The sequence below is a fragment of the Streptomyces sp. NPDC001480 genome, assembly GCF_042894725.1.
Taxonomy (GTDB): Bacteria; Actinomycetota; Actinomycetes; order Streptomycetales; family Streptomycetaceae; genus Streptomyces.
Map to the genome: position 1 here is coordinate 122,837 of NZ_JBIAVX010000016.1, position 17,398 is coordinate 140,234.

17 protein-coding genes are annotated in these 17,398 nt (G+C 72.6%); 13 read left to right on the top strand and 4 right to left on the bottom strand.

All coding sequences use genetic code 11. From position 1 onward, the window contains the following. Window positions 1-1,055: 1,055 nt before the first annotated feature. Complete coding sequence (locus ACFY01_RS34205) at window positions 1,056-1,352, bottom strand: hypothetical protein (RefSeq protein WP_390739652.1); 297 nt, start codon at window positions 1,350-1,352, stop codon at window positions 1,056-1,058. 328 nt (window positions 1,353-1,680) lie between these two features. Between ACFY01_RS34205 and ACFY01_RS34210 the strand changes: the two genes are divergently transcribed. The 9 genes from ACFY01_RS34210 (at window position 1,681) to ACFY01_RS34250 (ending at window position 10,678) form a co-directional block, all read left to right on the top strand. Next, on the top strand, window positions 1,681-2,055 hold the full coding sequence (locus tag ACFY01_RS34210; protein ID WP_390739653.1) for a hypothetical protein: 375 nt from the start codon (window positions 1,681-1,683) through the stop codon (window positions 2,053-2,055). Between the two features lie 62 nt (window positions 2,056-2,117). Then, window positions 2,118-2,540: a phage tail protein gene (locus ACFY01_RS34215; protein ID WP_390739654.1), complete on the top strand. Its 423-nt coding sequence runs from the start codon at window positions 2,118-2,120 to the stop codon at window positions 2,538-2,540. 23 nt (window positions 2,541-2,563) lie between these two features. Continuing rightward, window positions 2,564-3,289: a LysM peptidoglycan-binding domain-containing protein gene (locus ACFY01_RS34220; protein ID WP_390739655.1), complete on the top strand. Its 726-nt coding sequence runs from the start codon at window positions 2,564-2,566 to the stop codon at window positions 3,287-3,289. Beyond that, a complete protein-coding gene (locus tag ACFY01_RS34225) occupies window positions 3,289-5,196 on the top strand; it encodes a VgrG-related protein (RefSeq protein ID WP_390739656.1) in 1,908 nt (635 codons plus the stop codon). The genes ACFY01_RS34220 and ACFY01_RS34225 overlap by 1 nt, the downstream gene beginning before the upstream one ends. Window positions 5,197-5,233: 37 nt before the next feature. Next, entirely contained in the window at window positions 5,234-5,686 is a 453-nt protein-coding gene (locus ACFY01_RS34230) for a GPW/gp25 family protein (RefSeq protein WP_390739657.1), read from the top strand. Continuing rightward, the gene (locus ACFY01_RS34235) at window positions 5,686-7,647 is read left to right on the top strand and encodes a putative baseplate assembly protein (protein WP_390739658.1); all 1,962 of its coding nucleotides are present in this window, start codon (window positions 5,686-5,688) and stop codon (window positions 7,645-7,647) included. The genes ACFY01_RS34230 and ACFY01_RS34235 overlap by 1 nt, the downstream gene beginning before the upstream one ends. Next, window positions 7,647-8,222 (top strand): phage tail protein, encoded by a 576-nt coding sequence (locus ACFY01_RS34240; RefSeq protein ID WP_390739659.1) that lies wholly within the window; start codon window positions 7,647-7,649, stop codon window positions 8,220-8,222. The genes ACFY01_RS34235 and ACFY01_RS34240 overlap by 1 nt, the downstream gene beginning before the upstream one ends. Then, a complete protein-coding gene (locus ACFY01_RS34245; protein WP_390739660.1) occupies window positions 8,219-9,862 on the top strand; it encodes an NADase-type glycan-binding domain-containing protein in 1,644 nt (547 codons plus the stop codon). Before ACFY01_RS34240 ends, ACFY01_RS34245 begins: the two co-directional genes overlap by 4 nt. Before the next feature lie 117 nt (window positions 9,863-9,979). Further along, a complete protein-coding gene (locus ACFY01_RS34250) occupies window positions 9,980-10,678 on the top strand; it encodes a LuxR C-terminal-related transcriptional regulator (protein WP_390739661.1) in 699 nt (232 codons plus the stop codon). A gap of 166 nt (window positions 10,679-10,844) precedes the next feature. Here the strand turns inward: ACFY01_RS34250 and ACFY01_RS34255 are convergent, their stop codons facing one another. Both ACFY01_RS34255 and ACFY01_RS34260 read right to left on the bottom strand, forming a co-directional pair. Beyond that, window positions 10,845-11,141, bottom strand: coding sequence for a putative quinol monooxygenase (locus ACFY01_RS34255; protein WP_390739662.1), 297 nt, complete (start codon window positions 11,139-11,141; stop codon window positions 10,845-10,847). A gap of 117 nt (window positions 11,142-11,258) precedes the next feature. After that, entirely contained in the window at window positions 11,259-12,221 is a 963-nt protein-coding gene (locus tag ACFY01_RS34260; RefSeq protein ID WP_390739663.1) for a carbohydrate kinase, read from the bottom strand. A 249-nt stretch (window positions 12,222-12,470) separates the two neighbouring features. On the opposite strand from ACFY01_RS34260, the gene ACFY01_RS34265 reads away from it, so the two are divergent. From ACFY01_RS34265 to ACFY01_RS34280, 4 genes are all read left to right on the top strand, one after another. Beyond that, window positions 12,471-13,487 carry a substrate-binding domain-containing protein gene (locus ACFY01_RS34265; protein WP_390739664.1) on the top strand — a complete coding sequence of 339 codons (1,017 nt, stop codon included), beginning with the start codon at window positions 12,471-12,473 and terminating at the stop codon, window positions 13,485-13,487. A gap of 164 nt (window positions 13,488-13,651) precedes the next feature. Next, window positions 13,652-14,647 (top strand): ABC transporter permease, encoded by a 996-nt coding sequence (locus ACFY01_RS34270; protein ID WP_390739665.1) that lies wholly within the window; start codon window positions 13,652-13,654, stop codon window positions 14,645-14,647. Further along, entirely contained in the window at window positions 14,644-15,492 is an 849-nt protein-coding gene (locus ACFY01_RS34275; protein ID WP_390739666.1) for an ATP-binding cassette domain-containing protein, read from the top strand. Before ACFY01_RS34270 ends, ACFY01_RS34275 begins: the two co-directional genes overlap by 4 nt. Before the next feature lie 76 nt (window positions 15,493-15,568). Beyond that, complete coding sequence (locus tag ACFY01_RS34280; RefSeq protein WP_390739667.1) at window positions 15,569-16,591, top strand: LacI family DNA-binding transcriptional regulator; 1,023 nt, start codon at window positions 15,569-15,571, stop codon at window positions 16,589-16,591. Between the two features lie 113 nt (window positions 16,592-16,704). On the opposite strand, the gene ACFY01_RS34285 is transcribed toward ACFY01_RS34280, so the two are convergent. Beyond that, complete coding sequence (locus tag ACFY01_RS34285) at window positions 16,705-17,334, bottom strand: GntR family transcriptional regulator (RefSeq protein ID WP_390739749.1); 630 nt, start codon at window positions 17,332-17,334, stop codon at window positions 16,705-16,707. Window positions 17,335-17,398: the final 64 nt, after the last annotated feature.

A 17,398-nucleotide genomic window follows, 5' to 3' on the forward strand; every position in this document is an offset into this window, starting at 1 on the left:
CCCGCACCCGCCGTCCCACACCGCCCCGCCACACCCACGAGCGGATCCCGCACAACACCGACGCCCGACGGCCAGGACAACGCGGCCCACCGCGCCGCACCCGCACCCGCCGTCCCACACCGCCCCGCCACACCCACGAGCGGATCCCGCACAACACCGACGCCCGACGGCCAGGACAACGCGGCCCACCGCGCCGAGACCGCCCCCGCCATCCAGCGACGGCCCTCCGCAGCCAGGAACGGCACCACGCCCACCGCGCCAACAGCCCAACACCGAAGCGAACCGCCCACGCCGGCGCCGAACCACCCCCCGGCCGGCACGAAGCACCATGCCGAGCCCGCACCCACCGCCCAGCGACGGCCCCCCGCATCCACAAGCGGATCACCCACGCCATCACCGGACGACACCCCGGCCCCGGCGGCCCACCGCACCGAGGCCGCGCCCACCGTCCAGCGGGCGGCGCTGTCGTCCGGTGACATCGTGGCGTCCAGCGGTGCGGCAGCCGATGGCCTCCCCGTACAGCGATCCCTGACCGGCGGCCCGGCCCCCGTGTCTCCCCCAGGCCCCCGGCCCAGCCCCCCGGCAGCGGGCAACGATCACACCGCACCGGCGACGGCGACCCGGGACGAGGACTCCGGCGGCACCGAGCATGCCCCGGGAAGCTTCCCCGCCACGGCCGCAGCGTCCCCGGCTCCACCCGCGCCGACCGGCCGCGACGAAACCCCGCCCGTCGTGCAACGGCAGCCGAGCGTCAACGCCCTCCGGCCCGGCACCGCGTCGCCGGACAGCCTCCGACCGGGCACCGCCCACCCCGGCGTGACCCCTGCCGCCGTCCGACGACCGGCTTACCGCCCCCAAGCGCGCACCGCCGACCCCGGCGCAGCGCCTCCCGCCTCCACGGCCGCTCCCCGACCCCGGTCGGTGCTGGACGCACAGCAGGTCGCGCCAGACGTGAACACACACCCCGTCCAGCGGACGACGGCGCCGGCCGACAGCGCGCCCGCTCCCGCGCAACGACCGGCGGAGCAGCCCGCCCGACCGGTCGCCGAGCCGGTTCAGCCCGTGGCCGGCGCGACACCCGCCATCCAGCGCAGTGCGCCCCGCCGCACGCCCCGCGTCGGCCTGGGCGCACCGATCTCCTCGCTGCCCGCCTCCCCCGAGACCCCGTCCGTCCAGCCGAGCGCATCCGCCCCCGCACCGGTAAACGCCCCGGACACCCCCAACTCCCCGTCCGCAGTTCCACCCGTGGTCCAGCGGGTCCCCCACGCCACCACGACCACGCCCGCCACGCCGACCACGCCCGCCGCACCCCCGGCTGCCGCCCCCCGCCGTTCCCCCCTCGGCGTTCCCATGACCACCCCACCCGCCGACGCGACGCGCCTCGTCGACACACCAGCCCCTACGGCCCCGGCCCCTGCCCGTCCCCCAGCCCCCACCCCGACCCCACCCCCCGTCCTCCCCCCGGCCGTACCGCAACCGGCCTCGACGCCGAGCCCAACCACCGTGCAACGCTCAGCCACCCGGCACGCGGTCACCCCCCGCTCCCCCGCCCCCACCGGCCGTACCCCACTTCCGGTAGCCCCTCTCACGCCGCCCCCGCCTCCAGGCACCACCACGCCTCAGGGCACCGCCACGCCTCAAGGCACCGCCCCGCCCACCGCCTCCACCCCGCCCCTCCCCGTGGTCCAGCGTTTCGGAAAGAGGGCGAAGAAGCCGCCCAAGGGCTCGGCCACCGGGGCCCTGGCAGCCGCCGCGGCGGCGACCGTCGCCGGCGCCTTGCCCACGCCGCCCGTCACCCGCCGGACGGCAACCGCGCCGCCGCCCCCGTACACGGCCCAAGCAGCCGCTCCACCCCCGTACACACCGTCTCCCGGTGAACCACCCCCGCCCGAGTACGCGGCAATCGCGCCGGGTGCCTTCGACCCGAGGGAGCTGACCGATTTCCAGCTGGACGAACTGGTGCACCGGATCATCGGCCGCATCACCCGTCTGATCCGCACCGAACTCCGCCTGGACCGCGAACGGATCGGCAAGCTGCGCGACCCCCGTCGCTGACCGGCCCACCCAGGCCGACCAGGAACGACAAAACGACAGGAACGACAGAAAGGCCCCCCTCGATGTCCCGCCAGGACCCGGGCTCCACCATCTGGTTCAGCCTCAGCATCGACGGCGAGAGCCTCGGTTACTTCAACGGATGCGAGGGGCTGTCGTCGCAGGTGGAGGTCGAGCACCGCCAGGAGGGCGGCAACAACGGCTTCGTCTGGCAGCTGCCGACCCGTGTCACGTTCTCCACGATCCGGCTGACCCGCCCGCTCACCCCGGACACCACGAAGGTCGCCAAGTGGATCTCGTCCGTGCAGACGGGGATCAAGCGGCCCACCGCCCAGATCGCGGCGCTGCGCGCGGACGGTTCCGAAGTGGCCCGCTGGGGGCTGATCGACGTACTGCCGGTGAGCTGGACCGGTCCCACCCTCGACCCCGCCGGCCCGGCCGTGGCGACCGAGGTGCTGGAGATCGCCCACCACGGGTTCACGGACTGAACGGGCTGAGGGGACGGACCAGCATGGCCAAGGGCAGCAAGGGCGGCGCCGGCAAGAGCCTCGTGCGCGCCACGCTCGCGATCCACGAACCCCCCGTCGGCGACAGCACGACCCCCGGCGGGATCATCAAGACGTTCGGCTTTGACTTCAATCCGGCGCAGCTGTCGCTGACCCGGCACGCCGAGTGGAAGACCACCCCCGCGCAGATCGAACGGGACGGCTCCCTGCCGGAGTTCATGGGCTCCCGGCCGCGGGAGATGAGCGTGGAGATCTTCCTCGACTCCTCCGACGAGCCGAGCAGCAACACCGTGCTGAAGAAGGTGGAGTCGCTGCTCGACTGCTGCGAGGTGACGGCCAAGAGCATCGCCGCGAAGCAGCCGTCGCCCCCCTGGGTGGTGCTCCAGTGGGGGTCCTTCTCCACCGCCCGGTTCACGGCCTACGTCAGTTCCGTGGAGGCCACCTACTCGCTCTTCGGGACGACCGGCGTGCCCATCCGGGCCACCTGCCGGCTGCAACTGAACGAGATCCCCGGCAAGACCAACGGGCAGAACCCGACGTCGGGCGCGCTCACCGCGCAGCGCGTGCACCGGGTCGTCGCGGGCGACTCGCTCCAGTCGCTGGCCTGGCGGGAGTACGGCAACGCGGCCGCCTGGCGGGCCATCGCCGAGGCCAACGGCATCGACGATCCCGCGCACCTGCCGACCGGCACCGAGCTCGTGCTGCCCGCCGCCGAGGAGGTGCGTGCCTGATGGTGCGGTCCGCGTTCTCGAACGTCGTCGAGGTGAGGATCGGCGGCGCCAAGCTGCCCCCCGAGGTCGCCCGGGCCCTCGTCGACGCTTACGTCGACCAGGGCGTCGGCGTGCCGGCCGCGTTCCGGCTGACCTTCCGGGACCCGTACCGGCTGATCCTCGGCAAGCTGGGCGTCACCTTCGGCACCCAGGTCGTCCTCGCTCCGGTCGCCGACGGGCAGGGCGCCTCCGATCCGCTGCTGACGGGCGAGGTGACCGGTCTGGAGGCCGACTACGACGGCACCGGCACCTTCACCGTGATCCGCGGCTACGACTTCGGGCACCGCCTGCTGCGGCAGCGCCGGGTGGCCGCCTACCGCAACCAGAGCGCCTCCGACATCGCCCGGAAGCTGGCCGCCCAGGACGGGGTACCGGTCGGGCGGATCGAGTCGACGCGGACGGTGTACGAGTTCATCAGCCAGTCCAACGTCACCGACTGGGACTTCCTCGCGCGGCTCGCCGACGAGAACGAGATGGTGATGTCGGTGGACGCGGACGGCAGGTTCCAGTTCGTGAAGCCCAAGTCGGCTTCCGGCGCACCCTCGCCGAAGACCGACGGCGACAAGAGCCCGTTCGTGCTCCAGGCAGGGCACGACATCCTGCGGCTGCGGGCCGCGGTCACGGCAGCCGACCAGGTCGGCAGGGTCGAGTCGCGCGGGTGGGACGTGACCACCAAGAAGAAGCTCACCGCCACCGCGCCCGCGACCGACAACCCGGGTATCGGCATCGGGACCACGCCGGGCGCCGCGGCCGGGAAGTTCAGGACGGCCAAGCTCGTCGACACGGGCACGCCCTACGACAAGCAGAACGAGGTGAAATTCGCCGCGGACGCCCTCGCCGACGACGTCACCGGCGCGTTCGCCGAGCTGGAGGTCGTCGCCCGTGGAAATCCCAAGCTGCGTCCGGGAGTTCCGGTGGCACTCGCCGATGTGGGCAAGCCGTTCGAGGGCAAGTACACCGTCACCTCCGTACGGCACGTCTTCGGCGACGGCAAGCACTACGAGGCCTGGGTGACGGTCAGCGGACGGCAGTGGCGTTCGCTGTACGGGCTCAGCTCCGGCGGCGCGGACACCGCGCCCCGGCTGCCCAGCGTGGCCAACGCCCTGGTCACCGACGTGAACGACCCGCTCAAGCAGGGGCGGGTCCGGTTGCAGTTCCCGTGGCTGGACGACAGCTACGTCAGCGACTGGACGCGGACGGTGCAGCTGGGCGGCCTCGGCGGCGGCGGCATCTTCCCGATGGACGTCAACGACGAGGTGCTCGTCGCGTTCGACCGGGGAGCCCTCGACCATCCGTTCGTGATCGGCGGGCTCTACAACGGCAAGGACAAGCCGACCGTCGTCAGTGACGTGCCGCTGCACGACACCGTGCGCAAGAAGGCGAGCCGGCACACCGTCTCCGACCGGGACGGCAACCGTCTGGACCTGCTCAGCCAGAAGACCGGCGGCCGCAGGCAGGGCGTCCGGCTGACGTCCGGCGACAAGCAGCTGGTCATCAACCTGGACCGGACGAAGACCGAGATCGTCGTGGACAGCAGGGGTGACGTCACGATCAAGGGCAGCCGGTCGGTGTCGGTCGAGGCGGGCGGCGATCTGACGCTGAGCGCCCGCCGCAGTCTGACCATCAAGAGCGGCGGTCCGCTCAGCATCCAGGGCGGCGGCATGGTCAACGTGCGGGCCGCGGGTGAGATCGGGGTGAACGCCGTGGGCGCCCTGAACCTGAGCGCCGCGGGCGCGGCGAACCTCACCGGCGGGGCGACCGTGCAGATCTCGTCGGCCGTCAACACGACGATCAAGGCGCCGACCACCCTGGTGGCGTCCCCCACGTTCGGCGTCACCACCATCCCCGTGCCGATGGTGATCCCGTGACCGTCTCCGTGACCCTGGAAGGCGGGGTGTGGTCCTGATGGCCGAACAGTTCGTCGGGTCCGGCTGGTCGTTCCCGCTGCGCATCGGGCCGACCGGCGGGATCGCCCTGGTCAGCGGGGAGCGGGAGGTCGAGGAGGCGATCCGGCTGGTGTTGTCCACCGCGCCGGGCGAGCGCCCGATGCGGCCCGACTTCGGCTGCGCGATCCACGACCTGGTGTTCGCGCCGGTCAACGAGCAGACCGCGGGCCGCATCCAGCACGAGGTGCACGTGAGCCTGGACCGCTGGGAGCCGCGCATCGAGGTGGACGACGTCGAGGTCTCGGCCGGTTCCGACCAGAGCGTGCTGTACATCGACGTCCGCTACTCGATCCGCGGCACCAACAACCCGCGCAGCCTGGTCTTCCCGTTCTACGTCATTCCGTCCCACGACGAGCCGGACGGCACCTCCCCGGCTCACGGCAACTCCCCGGCTCCGGAAAGCGACCGCTGATGGCCCTGCCCTCCCCCAACCTCGACGACCGCCGCTTCCAGCAGTTCGTCGACGACGCCAAGCGCTACATCCAGCAGCGCGCCCCGGAGTGGACCGACCACAACGTCTCCGACCCCGGCGTCACCCTCGTCGAGACGGTCGCCCACATGGCCGACCAGATCGTCTACCGGCTCAACCGGGTGCCGGAGAAGAACCACCTGGCGTTCCTGGACCTGGTGGGGATCACCCTGTTTCCGCCGTCCGCCGCCCGCACGGACGTGACGTTCTGGCTCTCGGCGCCGCAGGAGGAGCCGATCTCCGTGCCGGTGGGCACCGAGGTCGCCACCGTGCGCACCGAGAGCGAGGAGGCGGTCGTCTTCGCCACCGAGCGCGAACTGAGCGTGGTGCCCTGCGAGTTGCGTCATCTGCTGGTGCAGCACCGGGGTGCGGCGGCGGTGGAGCGCACGCACGACCTCGCCGAGGAGGACAAGGACCTGCTCTGCTTCTCGGAGTCCCCCGACCCCGGCGACTGCATGCTGCTCGGCCTGACGGCGGCCGTGCCGCACTGCGCGCTCGCCCTGGACCTGGACAGCCGGGTCGACGGTGTCGGCGTGGACCCGCGGCAGCCGCCGCTGGTGTGGGAGGCGTGGACCGCGGACGGCTGGCAGCCCTGCGAGGTCGACCTGGACGGCACTGGCGGCCTCAACCGCCCGGGCGAGGTGGTGCTGCACGTCCCCGGCGGGCACGTCCTGTCCCGCAACGCCGGCCAGGAGGCGGGCTGGATCCGCTGCCGGGTCACCGAACCCCTGCCCGGCCAGCCCTTCTACACCACCTCCCCCACCGTCCGGGCCGCCGAGGCCTTCACGATCGGCGGCACCACCTCCGTCGTCCACGCCGAGACGGTGTACGACGAGGCGCTCGGCGAGGCCACCGGGCTGCCCGGGCAGCGGCTGCGGCTCGCGCACGCGCCCGTGGTCGGCGACGAACCGCCGGTGCTGCTCCAGACCGCCGAGCACGACGGGTGGGTGGACTGGCGGGTCGTGCCGCACTTCGCGGCCTCGGGCCCGTACGACCGGCACATCACCCTCGACGCCACGACCGGCGAGATCGCCTTCGGCCCGGCCGTGCGCGAACCCGACGGCTCGCTGCGCCAGTACGGCATGGTCGCCCCCAAGGGCTCCCCGGTCCGCGCCCGCCGCTACCGCACCGGCGGTGGCCGCGCGGGCAACGTGGCCCGGGGCGCCGTGCAGATCCTGCGCACCTCCATCCCGTACGTCTCCGAGGTCGTCAACCGGGAGGCCGCGCGCGGCGGGGTCGACGGGGAGACGGTCGAGGAGGCGAAGGTCCGCGCGCCGATCACCCTGCGCGCCCAGGAACGGGCGGTGACCCTGCGCGACTACGAGGAACTGGCCCGCCGCGCCGCCCCCGAGACCGCGCGCATCACCTGCCTGGAGGGCGAGGAGGGCGAGCACGGGGCGTACGCGGTACGGGTCCTGGTCGTCCCGCAGGCGGTCGCGGACCCCGGCGGGCGGCTGCGCTTCGAGCAACTGGTCCCCGGGGACGCCCTGTTGGACCGCATCACCCGGCATCTGGACGAACGGCGGCTGATCGGGACCCGGCTGGCGGTGGGGCCGCCGTACTACCAGGGCGTGACGGTGGTCGCCACGGTGCACGCCTTCCGGGGCGCCGACACCGACCGGGTGCGGCGGGAGGCGCACGACGCGCTCTACCGGCACCTCGACCCGCTGACCGGTGGGGCGGACGGGAAGGGCTGGCCGTTCGGGCGGCCCGTGCAGTCCGGTGAGGTGTTCGCGGTGCTCCAGCGCGTGCCGGGGGTGGAGCTGGTCGACCAGGTGGTCCTGCATCCCGCCGACCCGCTGACCGGCAAGCGCGGGGAGGCGACCGACCGCATCGACCTGTCGCCGCCGTCGCTGGTCTTCTCGTTCGACCATCGCGTCCGGGTGATCGGGGACGGCTCCTGATGAGAGGTTCCATCGATGGTCTGGGCTCCTCCGCGCCGATCGGCATGATGCTGCCCGCCGTGTTCGCCGACGACGATCTGGCCCAGCGGTTCGTCGCCGGTCTCGACGAGGTGATCGCGCCGATCCACAGCGTGCTGGACTGCCTGGACACCTACTTCCGGCCGTCCCTCGCCCCGCTCGACTTCGCCCGGTGGCTCGGCGTCTGGGTCGGCGCGGAGACCGACGGCGGCGAACCCGAGCCGCTGCTGCGGGCCGCCGTGGCCGCCGCCGCGCATCTGCACCGCATCCGCGGCACCCGGCGCGGGCTGGCCGAGGCGGTGCGGCTGGCGTTCGGTGTGGAGCCGGAGATCAGCGAGAGCGGGGGCGCCGACTGGAGCGCCCGCCCGCTCGGCGCCGTGCCCGGCGAGCCGCGCCCCCGGCTGCACGTCCGGCTGCGGCTGCCCGACCCGACCCCCGCCGACCGGCACCGCCTGGACACCCTGGTGGCCGCCGCCCGTCCCGCCCACATGCCGTACACGGTCCAGGTGACCGCCGCGGACACCGCCCGACCCGCCGAAAGGACCCCGGAGAGATGACGACCACCCAGAACTGCGCCGAATGCGGCACCCGCGCGGAACCGGGGCAGTCGTTCTGCGACGCCTGCGGGGCGGTGCTGAGCTGGACCGGCCAGGCTGGGTCCCGGGCGGCCGACGGTGCAGCGACGGCATCGGCCGGCGGATCCGGGCCCCGCCCCGGCGACGGACCGGCGGACGACTTGGGCGGCGCCCTGGCGACCCGGCCCGACACGACCGCGGCCCGCTCCGCCGAAGGAACGGCAGGCGACTCGGGGACCGGCTCGACGAGTCGGCCCGGTACGGCGGACGGTCCCGGTACGGCGGACGGTCCCGGCACGGCTGCCGACGGCGGCTCGCGGGAGGCGCGGCTCACCGCGCCCTCGGCCGGGCGGACCGTCCCCGCCCCCGCTGCGGCGTCCGCACCCGGCCCGGCACCCGGCCCGCCGGCCGACGCGGGCCCCGGCTGGGACGCGTTCTCCCGCCGGGACGGCGGTGCGGGCCTGGCGCCCACCCCGCGGGACCTGCTGGGCTCGGCCACGGCGAGCGGGGAGTCCGGCACCGCCCCGGAACCGGCCCCGGCCGCGCTCGCCGACGCGGACGACGGCGGTGGAAGCGCCGGCGGGACCACCGCCGCGCCCGATGTCCCCGACACGGTTCCCTCACCCGCCGGCACCCGCCCCACCGGCCCCGCTCCCCTGGACGACACCGCCCCCACCGAGCCCGTACCCAGCGCGGCCCCGGCGTCGGCCGCCGGCGCCGCGGACGGTCTGACCGACCGTGCCCGCCTGCTCCTCGTGCCCGTCTCCGACCCGGACCCGCGCCCCGCCGCGTCCCCTTCCGTCGCCCCGGTGCTGCCCGGCCGTCCGGCCGCGCAGCGCCCGCAGGCCGTGCGGGCCCCGGGTGAGGAACTCGGCGCGGACGGCGGGGTCCCGTGCCCCTGGTGCGCCACGCGCAACCGGCCCGACCGGCACTACTGCGCCCGGTGCGCGATGCCCATGGCCGGGGAGGCCCGCACCCCCGCGCGCCTTCCGTGGTGGCGCCGGCTGTGGGGGGCCGGCAACCGCGAGGCCCCGTGGGCCGGCGACCGCCCGCGGCTGCGCCGCGCCTTCGACCGCGTACTGAGCTGGCTCGGGGCGGCGCTCGTGCTGACCCTTCTGATCGTCCTGGTCATCAACATCCCCAAGGGCGTCCAGGCGACCCGCGACCACTTCGTCAAGCGGGCCCCGGCCGCCCCGGACAAGGTCATCGCGTCCCGTTCCTACCCCGGGCACAAGCCAGGGCTGGCCTTCGACAAGCTCAGCAACACCTGGTGGGGTCCGGGGGTGGCGGAGTCCGGTCAGGGCCAGTGGATCGAGGCCCGCTTCGACCAGCCGACCCGACTCCTCGACCTGATCATCACACCGGGGACGTCGACCCACGCCGACCAACTCTCCCAGTCGGCCCTCCCGCACCGCGTCGAGGCCCGTATCACCACGGCCGACGGCAAGACCACGACCCGGGAACTCACCCTCGACCAGGGCGCGGGCGCCCAGCGCCGCGCCTTCCGGGTCGGCGAGGTCACCGCGGTCCGCCTCACCCTCGAATCCGCCTACCAGCCCTCCGCGAGCAGGCAGGTGGCCATCGCCGAGATCGAGTTCTTCGGCCCGTCGAACGCGAACTGACACACATGGGGGCCGCCCCGCGGCGGCCCCCGCACAGCGTCGGTGGCGCCGCTACCCATGGAGGCCCCTCGGGTATAAGGTGAACGAAACAGTTTCGTTTAGGAACGGGAGACGGACATGGTCTCCGTACTCGTCGTCAACGGCCAATCCCTCCAACGCCTCGCCCTGCGCACGCTCCTGACACCCGAGCCCGGCCTGACGGTCGTGGGGGAAGCGGCGGGCGGACAGGACGCGGTGCGGGCGAGCACCGTGTTCCGTCCCGACGTCGTCCTCATGGAGAGCCAGCTGTCCGGCACGGACAGCATCGACACCATCCGGCGCATCGCACGGCCGCCCCGCCTTCCCGGCCTTCCCGAATCCGCCGGCGGGCAGGGCTCCGCTCCGCGCGTACTGGTGCTGACCTCGGCCGGCCAGGAGGGATACGCACCCGCCGCCCTGCGCGCCGGGGCCCGCGGATTCCTCCTCGACGACGCCGCCCCGGACGAGCTGACCGCGGCCGTGCGGGTCGTGGCGGCCGGAGACGCCGTCGTCACCCCCGGTCTGACGCGGGCGCTCATCGACGCCGTCCGGCAGCAGCACACCGTCCGTCCCCTCCCCCACGCGTCCGGGCTCGACAGCCTCACGGGACGCGAACGCGACGTCCTCGTCGCCGTCGCCTCCGGCCGGTCCAACGCCGAGATCGCCGAGTGGCTGTCCATCGCCCCGACCACGGTGAAATCCCACGTCAGCAACGTCCTCGCCAAGATCGGCGCCCGCGCCCGCGTCCAGGCCGTGGCCTTCGCCTACGAGACGGGCCTCGTACGGCCCGCGGCCTGACTCGCGTGCGGAAGTTCCCACGATCCCCGGTAAGCCGGGGCGGCTATGCTCGATGTCGCGAGGCACCTTGTTCTCGATTCCATGAGGTGCCTCTCGTTTCCGCCCTATCGGTGGTACTTCGCCGTCTCGGGGTCAGAGTCGGGGCGGCGAAGAAAACCGATGGCCGTCACTGCTGCAGCGGGGCGAGGAACGTCAGCACGGAGGCGTCCTCCTCGATCAGCGGGGTGAGCGCGGCGTTGAACGGGCCGCCGTACGGGGCGTTCAGATGCGCCTGGAAGGCGTCCTCGTCCCGGTACACCTCGAAGATCCAGTAGGCGCGCGGGGCCGACTCCTTGGTGTAGACGTCGAAGACGAGGTTGCCCTCCTCCTCGCGCACCTTCAGGGCGTACTCCCGGATCAGGCGGGAGACCTCGTCCTCCGCCCCCTCACGGGCGGTGAACTCGGCGAGCAGGGTCTTCTTCATGGTCTCGTGTCCTTGGTTCTCGGGTCCCGGGTCTCAGGTCCCGGGTCTCGGGTCTCGGTTCGCAGGTCTCGGGTCTCGTCGGTCTCGTCGGTCTCGTCGGGTCCGGAGACGCGCCCGTCAGGCGCCCTCGGCGGTGGCGAGCTGTGCCAGCCGGCTCCGCCATGGCGGATTGGGGCCGGCGACCGAGCAGGTCAGGGCCGCGACCCGGGTGCCGAACGCACACGCTTCGGCCACTTCGCCGAGCTCCAGGCCGGTCAGCCTGCCGCCGAGGTGTCCGCGGGTACCGAGGTGGTGCAGCAGGCCGGCCGTGAAGGAGTCCCCGGCGCCGACCGTGTCGACCACCCGCGTCCGAACGGCGGGCACCCGCACCCGTTCGCCGTCGAGCGAGGCCAGGACGCCGTCGGCGCCGCGGGTGATCACGACCAGCCGAGCTCCGGCGGCGTGCCAGATGTCGCACGCCCGCTCGGGTGAGGTTCCGGGCAGGAGGAGTTCCAGGTCGTCCTCGCTCAGCCGCAGTACGTCGGCGAGGCCGCACCAGTGCGCCAGCCGGGCGCGGTAGACCTCGGGCCGGACGAGCAGCGGCCGGACGTTGGGGTCGATGCTGATGGTGGCCCGGGGGGCGGCCGCGGCCAGGAACTCCTCGACCACCGCCGCGCCGGGCTCGCGGACCAGCGCGAGGGATCCGGTGTGCACACAGGCGGTCCCGGACAGGTCCACCCCGGCCAGCTCGGCCGGCGTCCACTGCCAGTCGGCCGTGCTCTGCGCGTGGAAGGAGAACGCGGCCTGCCCCTGGGCGTCCAGTTCCGCGACCGCCAGCGTGCTCGGCTCGGCGGCCGCGACGGCGGCCGACAGGTCCACGCCGGAAGCCTCCAGATGAGCCCGGAACAGACGGCCGAACACATCACCGGACAGACGGGCCAGGAAGCGGGCCGGAGTGCCGAGACGAGCCAACGCCACCGCCGTGTTCGCGGGTCCGCCGCCCGGCAGCACCCGCAGCGCGAGTTCGTTCGAGGCGCTCGCCGGTTCGGCGAAGGCGTCCGCGACGCACTCTCCCAAAACCGTGATCTGACGCGGGCTCATGGGCTGCTCTTCTCTCGGAAGGATCGGACGGCGCGGGCACCTCACGACGCGGCTGCCGGCCGGCTGCGCAGGGGTGACGACCACGGACGTTGCCGATTTGTGACGGGTGGAAGGCATTGACGTTGCCGGGATGCGGAGTCCATCATCCTCGCCAGGTGGTGTCAACGATGACATAAGTCAACGATGACACTCCCGGGCGACATGCTCTGAACCCACCCCGTGCCGCTCGCTATCCCACAGGAGTCGTTCATGCCTCGCACCACTCGTCTGTCCTCCTCCCTGCTCAGAGTCGCCGCGGTCACGGGCGTCGCCGCCCTGACCCTGACGGCCTGCGGATCCGGCTCCAAGTCGAGCTCCACCAGCTCCGGCTCCGGCGCCGTCAAGGTCGGGCTGATCACCAAGACCGACACGAACCCGTTCTTCGTGAAGATGAAGGAGGGCGCGGAGAAGGCCGCCAAGGCGGACGGCGCCCAGCTGGTCACCGCGGCGGGCAAGTTCGACGGCGACAACGCCGGTCAGGTCACCGCCATCGAGAACATGGTCGCCTCCGGTGTGAAGGGCATCCTGATCACCCCGAGCGACTCCAAGGCGATCGTGCCGGCCATCCAGAAGGCCCGTGCCAAGGGCGTCCTCGTCATCGCGCTGGACACCCCGACCGAGCCGCAGAGCGCGGTGGACGCCCTCTTCGCCACCAACAACCTCAACGCCGGCCAGCTGATCGGCGAGTACGCCAAGGCCGCCATGAAGGGCAAGAAGGCGAAGATCGCCGCCCTCGACCTGGCGCCCGGCGTCTCCGTCGGCGTCCAGCGGCACAACGGTTTCCTGAAGGGCTTCGGCGCCACCGACAAGGACGTCGCCTGCGCCCAGGACACCGGCGGCGACCAGGCCAAGGGCCAGACCGCGATGGAGAACTGCCTCCAGAAGGAACCCGGCATCAACCTCGTCTACACCATCAACGAGCCGGCCGCTCTGGGCGCGTACACCGCGCTGAAGGCCAAGGGCCGTGAGAAGGACGTCCTGATCGTCTCGGTGGACGGCGGCTGCACCGGTACCCAGGCCGTCAAGGACGGCAAGATCGCCGCGACCTCGCAGCAGTACCCGCTGAAGATGGCCGCCGAGGGCGTCAAGGCCGTCGTGACGTACGCCAAGACCGGCAAGAAGGCCTCGGGTTACACCGACACCGGCGTCAACCTGATCACCGACAAGGCGCAGGCGGGCGTCACGTCCAAGGACACCGCCTTCGGCCTGGAGAACTGCTGGGGCTGAGCCGGCCCGAGGACCGTACGACACCACGACTCCCCTCAGCGGGGCGGCCGGCCCCACTCCCCGACCAGGGACGGCCGCCCCCCTTGTCCGGCGGCGAGGACATCCCTCCTCGCCCACCGGCAAGGTCACCTGTCCTCCGACAAGGAATCCGACAAGGACTCTGCATGACAGCCACGACCACGCCGTACGCGGAGCTGAAAGCACCGACCACGGCCCGCAGACTGCTCACGGCACCGACCACCGGACCCCTGGCCGCCCTGATCATCGCCTGCGTCTTCTTCTCCCTCTCGACCGACCAGTTCCTCACCGGGGGGAACTTCTCCCTGATCGTGCAGCAGGTCATGGTCGTCGGCACCCTCGCCATCGGGCAGACCCTGATCATCCTCACGGCGGGCATCGACCTGTCCTGCGGAGCCGTGATGGCGTTCGGCAGCATCGTGATCGCCAAGATGGCGGCCGAGGGCTCCCTGCCCCCGCTGCTCGCCATCGCGCTGGGGCTGGTCGTGTGCGGTGGTTTCGGCCTGCTCAACGGGCTGCTGGTGCAGAAGATCCCGCTGCCGCCGTTCATCGTGACCCTCGGCATGCTCAACGTGGCGTTCGCGCTGACCCACATCTACTCCGAGGAACAGACCGTCTCGAGCCTGCCCGGCCCGCTGACCGCTCTCGGGGAGACCTTCCCGCTCGGCCACACCGACATCACCTACGGCTCGCTGGTCACGATCGCCCTGTTCCTGGTGTTCGCCTACGCGCTGAGCAGCACCGGCTGGGGCCGGCACGTCTACGCCCTGGGCAACAGCCAGGAGGCGGCCCGGCTGAACGGCATCCGCACCTCCCGCCTGACCATCGGCATCTACACCGTGGCCGGCCTGCTCTACGGCGTCGCCGCCCTGCTGCTCATCTCCCGCACCGGAGTCGGCGACCCGCAGGCGGGCCAGACCGACAACCTCGACAGCATCACCGCCGTGGTCCTCGGCGGGACCAGCCTCTTCGGCGGCCGTGGCTCGGTCCTGGGCACCTTCATCGGCGTTCTCATCGTCGGCATCTTCCGCAACGGCCTCCAGCTGATGGGGGTCGCCTCCATCTACCAGACCCTGATCACCGGCGTCCTGGTGATCCTCGCGGTGACCGTCGACCAGATCTCCCGGAAGAAGGCACGATGACCGCCACCTCCTCCGCCGGCACCGCCGCCACGCCCGTTCTCCAGGCCCGTGGTCTGGTCAAGCGGTACGGCCATGTCACCGCCATCGACGGCGCCGACTTCGACCTGATGCCCGGTGAGGTGCTCGCCGTCATCGGCGACAACGGAGCCGGCAAGACCAGCCTCATCAAGGCCCTCACCGGCGCGGTGGTCCCCGACGCCGGCGAGATCCGCCTGAACGGCGAACCCATCCAGTTCTCCGGACCGCAGAGCGCACGCGCCCACGGCATCGAGACGGTCTACCAGGACCTGGCCGTGGCCGCCTCCATGGACATCGCCTCCAACATGTTCCTCGGCCGTGAACTGCGCCGCCCCGGCGTCCTCGGCAGCGTCTTCCGCATGCTGGACAAGAAGCGGATGCGCCAGGAGGCCGCCGAGCACATGGCCGACCTGAAGATCGGCCTGCGGTCGCTCACCCAGTCGGTCGAGACCCTCTCCGGCGGACAGCGGCAGGCCGTCGCGGTCGCCCGCTCCGTCGCCTGGGCCCGCTCCGTCGTCGTCATGGACGAGCCCACCGCCGCCCTCGGCGTCAAGGAGTCCGCCCAGGTCCTCGACCTCATCCGCCGGGTCCGCGACAAGGGCATGCCGGTGGTCCTGATCAGCCACAACATGCCGCACGTCTTCGAGATCGCCGACCGTATCCACGTCCACCGGCTGGGCCGGCGCGCCGCGCTGATCAAGCCCTCCGACTACTCCATGGCCGAGGTCGTCGCCATCATGACCGGCGCGCTCAGCGTCGACGAGGCCGGAGGTACTGTCGTAGCGGACTCGGAGGCCGCGAAGGCCGCCGGAGTAAAGGCCACCTGACAACACGACACAGCTCTCACGGTTTCCGGCCGAGGCCGCGGTCGGAACAGAGGGCTCACAGGAGACGGTTTCCTCCATGGCAGCGAACCGCCCACCCACCCTGGCCGACGTCGCCCGAGAAGTCGGAGTCAGCGCCAAGACGGTCTCCCGCGTCCTCAACGAGGACGGACCCGCCTCGGCCGAGACCAGGGAACAGGTTCTCGCCGCAGTGGCCAAGCTCGGCTTCCGGCCGAACCTCATGGCACGCAACATCCGCGTCGGCGGCCCGGACACCACCATCGGTCTGGTCATCCCGGACCTCGCCAACCCCTTCTTCGGGGCCGTGGCCCGCGCCATCGAGGACACCGTCCGCGAACGCGGACTGACCCTGCTCATGGGCTCCTCCGCGGACGACCCCGACCGCGAACGCGCCCTGACGGACAAGTTCCTCGCCCGGCGCGTCAGCATCCTGATCGTCGTGCCGTCCGTCGGCGCCGACCACGCCCACCTCAAGTCCCACCGCACGGCGGGGCTTCCCGTGGTCTTCCTCGACCGGCCCGGAGTGGGCCTGTCCACGGACAGCATCGTCAGCTCGAACCGCGCGGGGTCCCATGACGGCGTCGCCCACCTGGTCGCCCACGGCCACCGGCGCATCGGCTTCGTCGGTGACCTGCCGGTGAAGCTGTACACCCGCCGCGAACGCCTCGCCGGATACCGTTCGGCCCTGCAAGAGGCCGACATCCCCTACGACCGCTCACTCGTCGTCAGCGCACACGACCAGCGGGGGGCACAGGCCGCGACCGCCCAGCTGCTCGAACTGGCCGATCCCCCCACCGCCCTGTTCGCCGGCAACAACATCATGGCGCTGGGCATCGTCGCCGAACTCGCCCGCGGCAAGCGCAAGGACGTGGCCGTCGTCGCCTTCGACGACGTGTCGCTCGCCGAGGCGCTGGAACCGGCCCTGACCGTGGTCGCCCAGGACCCCGAGGAAATCGGCCGCAGCGCCGCGGCCACCGCCCTGGCCCGCCTCGACGGCGACCGCTCCCGGGCCCGCACCATCACCGTGCCCACCCGGCTGATCGTCCGGGGCTCGGGAGAACAGCCGGCACCCATGCGGTAGCCGCCGTTCGCGGTCGCGCCCGCTTCGAGCGGTGCCGCCCGGCAGTCCGGCCCGTTCCCCGAGACCGATCGGTGTCCGCTACATGATCGCCCAGCTCCGGGGACCCGGCCGACTCAGATGACGCCGCGGACAGCCGCCTCGAACCCTTCGACGTGCCCCTGGGCAAGGGCCGCGGCCTTCTCCGCGTCGCCGTCGACGATGGCGCGCAGCAGGGGACCGTGCTCGTGCACGTGGCCCGCCAGGCCCGGCAGCCGGTCGAGGAACAGGCACCAGATCCGCGTGGCCAGGTTGTCGTACCTGACCAGGGTGTCCTCGAGGTAGGGGTTCCGGGTCGCGGCGTAGATGGCACGGTGCACGGTCATGTCGAGCCGGATCAGGTCCGTGCCGCCGTCGGACGCGTCCGCCAGCTGTGTCAGCAGTCGTTCGAGGTCACCGCGGGCGGCCTCGCCGGCGCGTTCGGCCGCCATGCTCGCGGCGAGCGGCTCCAGCTGCCTGCGGACTTCGGAGATGTGTCCGAGGTCGGCGATCTGCACCTCGGTGGCGAAGGTTCCGCGCCGGGGATAGGCGACGATGAGGCGCTCGTGTTCCAGTCGCTTGAGGGCTTCCCGGACGGGCGTGCGCCCGAAGCCGAGCTCGGCGGCGATCCGCTCGTCGTTGATGGGTTCTCCGGGGCGGATCTGGAGGGTCACCAGGCGGTCCGAGATGGCGCGATAGGCCTGATCGGCCAGCGTTCCGGTGCCCAGACCAGCGCCCTGGCCGGTGCCCTGCCCCGTGCCCTGACCACCCGCGTCCTGACCAGCGACGGTC

Coding starts and splice junctions, on each gene's coding strand:
- ACFY01_RS34205 (WP_390739652.1), bottom strand. CDS start 1,352: ATGGGAACGCCGAGGGGGGAACGGCGGGGGGCGGCAGCCGGGGGTGCG.
- ACFY01_RS34215 (WP_390739654.1), top strand. CDS start 2,118: ATGTCCCGCCAGGACCCGGGCTCCACCATCTGGTTCAGCCTCAGCATC.
- ACFY01_RS34220 (WP_390739655.1), top strand. CDS start 2,564: ATGGCCAAGGGCAGCAAGGGCGGCGCCGGCAAGAGCCTCGTGCGCGCC.
- ACFY01_RS34225 (WP_390739656.1), top strand. CDS start 3,289: ATGGTGCGGTCCGCGTTCTCGAACGTCGTCGAGGTGAGGATCGGCGGC.
- ACFY01_RS34230 (WP_390739657.1), top strand. CDS start 5,234: ATGGCCGAACAGTTCGTCGGGTCCGGCTGGTCGTTCCCGCTGCGCATC.
- ACFY01_RS34235 (WP_390739658.1), top strand. CDS start 5,686: ATGGCCCTGCCCTCCCCCAACCTCGACGACCGCCGCTTCCAGCAGTTC.
- ACFY01_RS34240 (WP_390739659.1), top strand. CDS start 7,647: ATGAGAGGTTCCATCGATGGTCTGGGCTCCTCCGCGCCGATCGGCATG.
- ACFY01_RS34245 (WP_390739660.1), top strand. CDS start 8,219: ATGACGACCACCCAGAACTGCGCCGAATGCGGCACCCGCGCGGAACCG.
- ACFY01_RS34250 (WP_390739661.1), top strand. CDS start 9,980: ATGGTCTCCGTACTCGTCGTCAACGGCCAATCCCTCCAACGCCTCGCC.
- ACFY01_RS34255 (WP_390739662.1), bottom strand. CDS start 11,141: ATGAAGAAGACCCTGCTCGCCGAGTTCACCGCCCGTGAGGGGGCGGAG.
- ACFY01_RS34260 (WP_390739663.1), bottom strand. CDS start 12,221: ATGAGCCCGCGTCAGATCACGGTTTTGGGAGAGTGCGTCGCGGACGCC.
- ACFY01_RS34265 (WP_390739664.1), top strand. CDS start 12,471: ATGCCTCGCACCACTCGTCTGTCCTCCTCCCTGCTCAGAGTCGCCGCG.
- ACFY01_RS34270 (WP_390739665.1), top strand. CDS start 13,652: ATGACAGCCACGACCACGCCGTACGCGGAGCTGAAAGCACCGACCACG.
- ACFY01_RS34275 (WP_390739666.1), top strand. CDS start 14,644: ATGACCGCCACCTCCTCCGCCGGCACCGCCGCCACGCCCGTTCTCCAG.
- ACFY01_RS34280 (WP_390739667.1), top strand. CDS start 15,569: ATGGCAGCGAACCGCCCACCCACCCTGGCCGACGTCGCCCGAGAAGTC.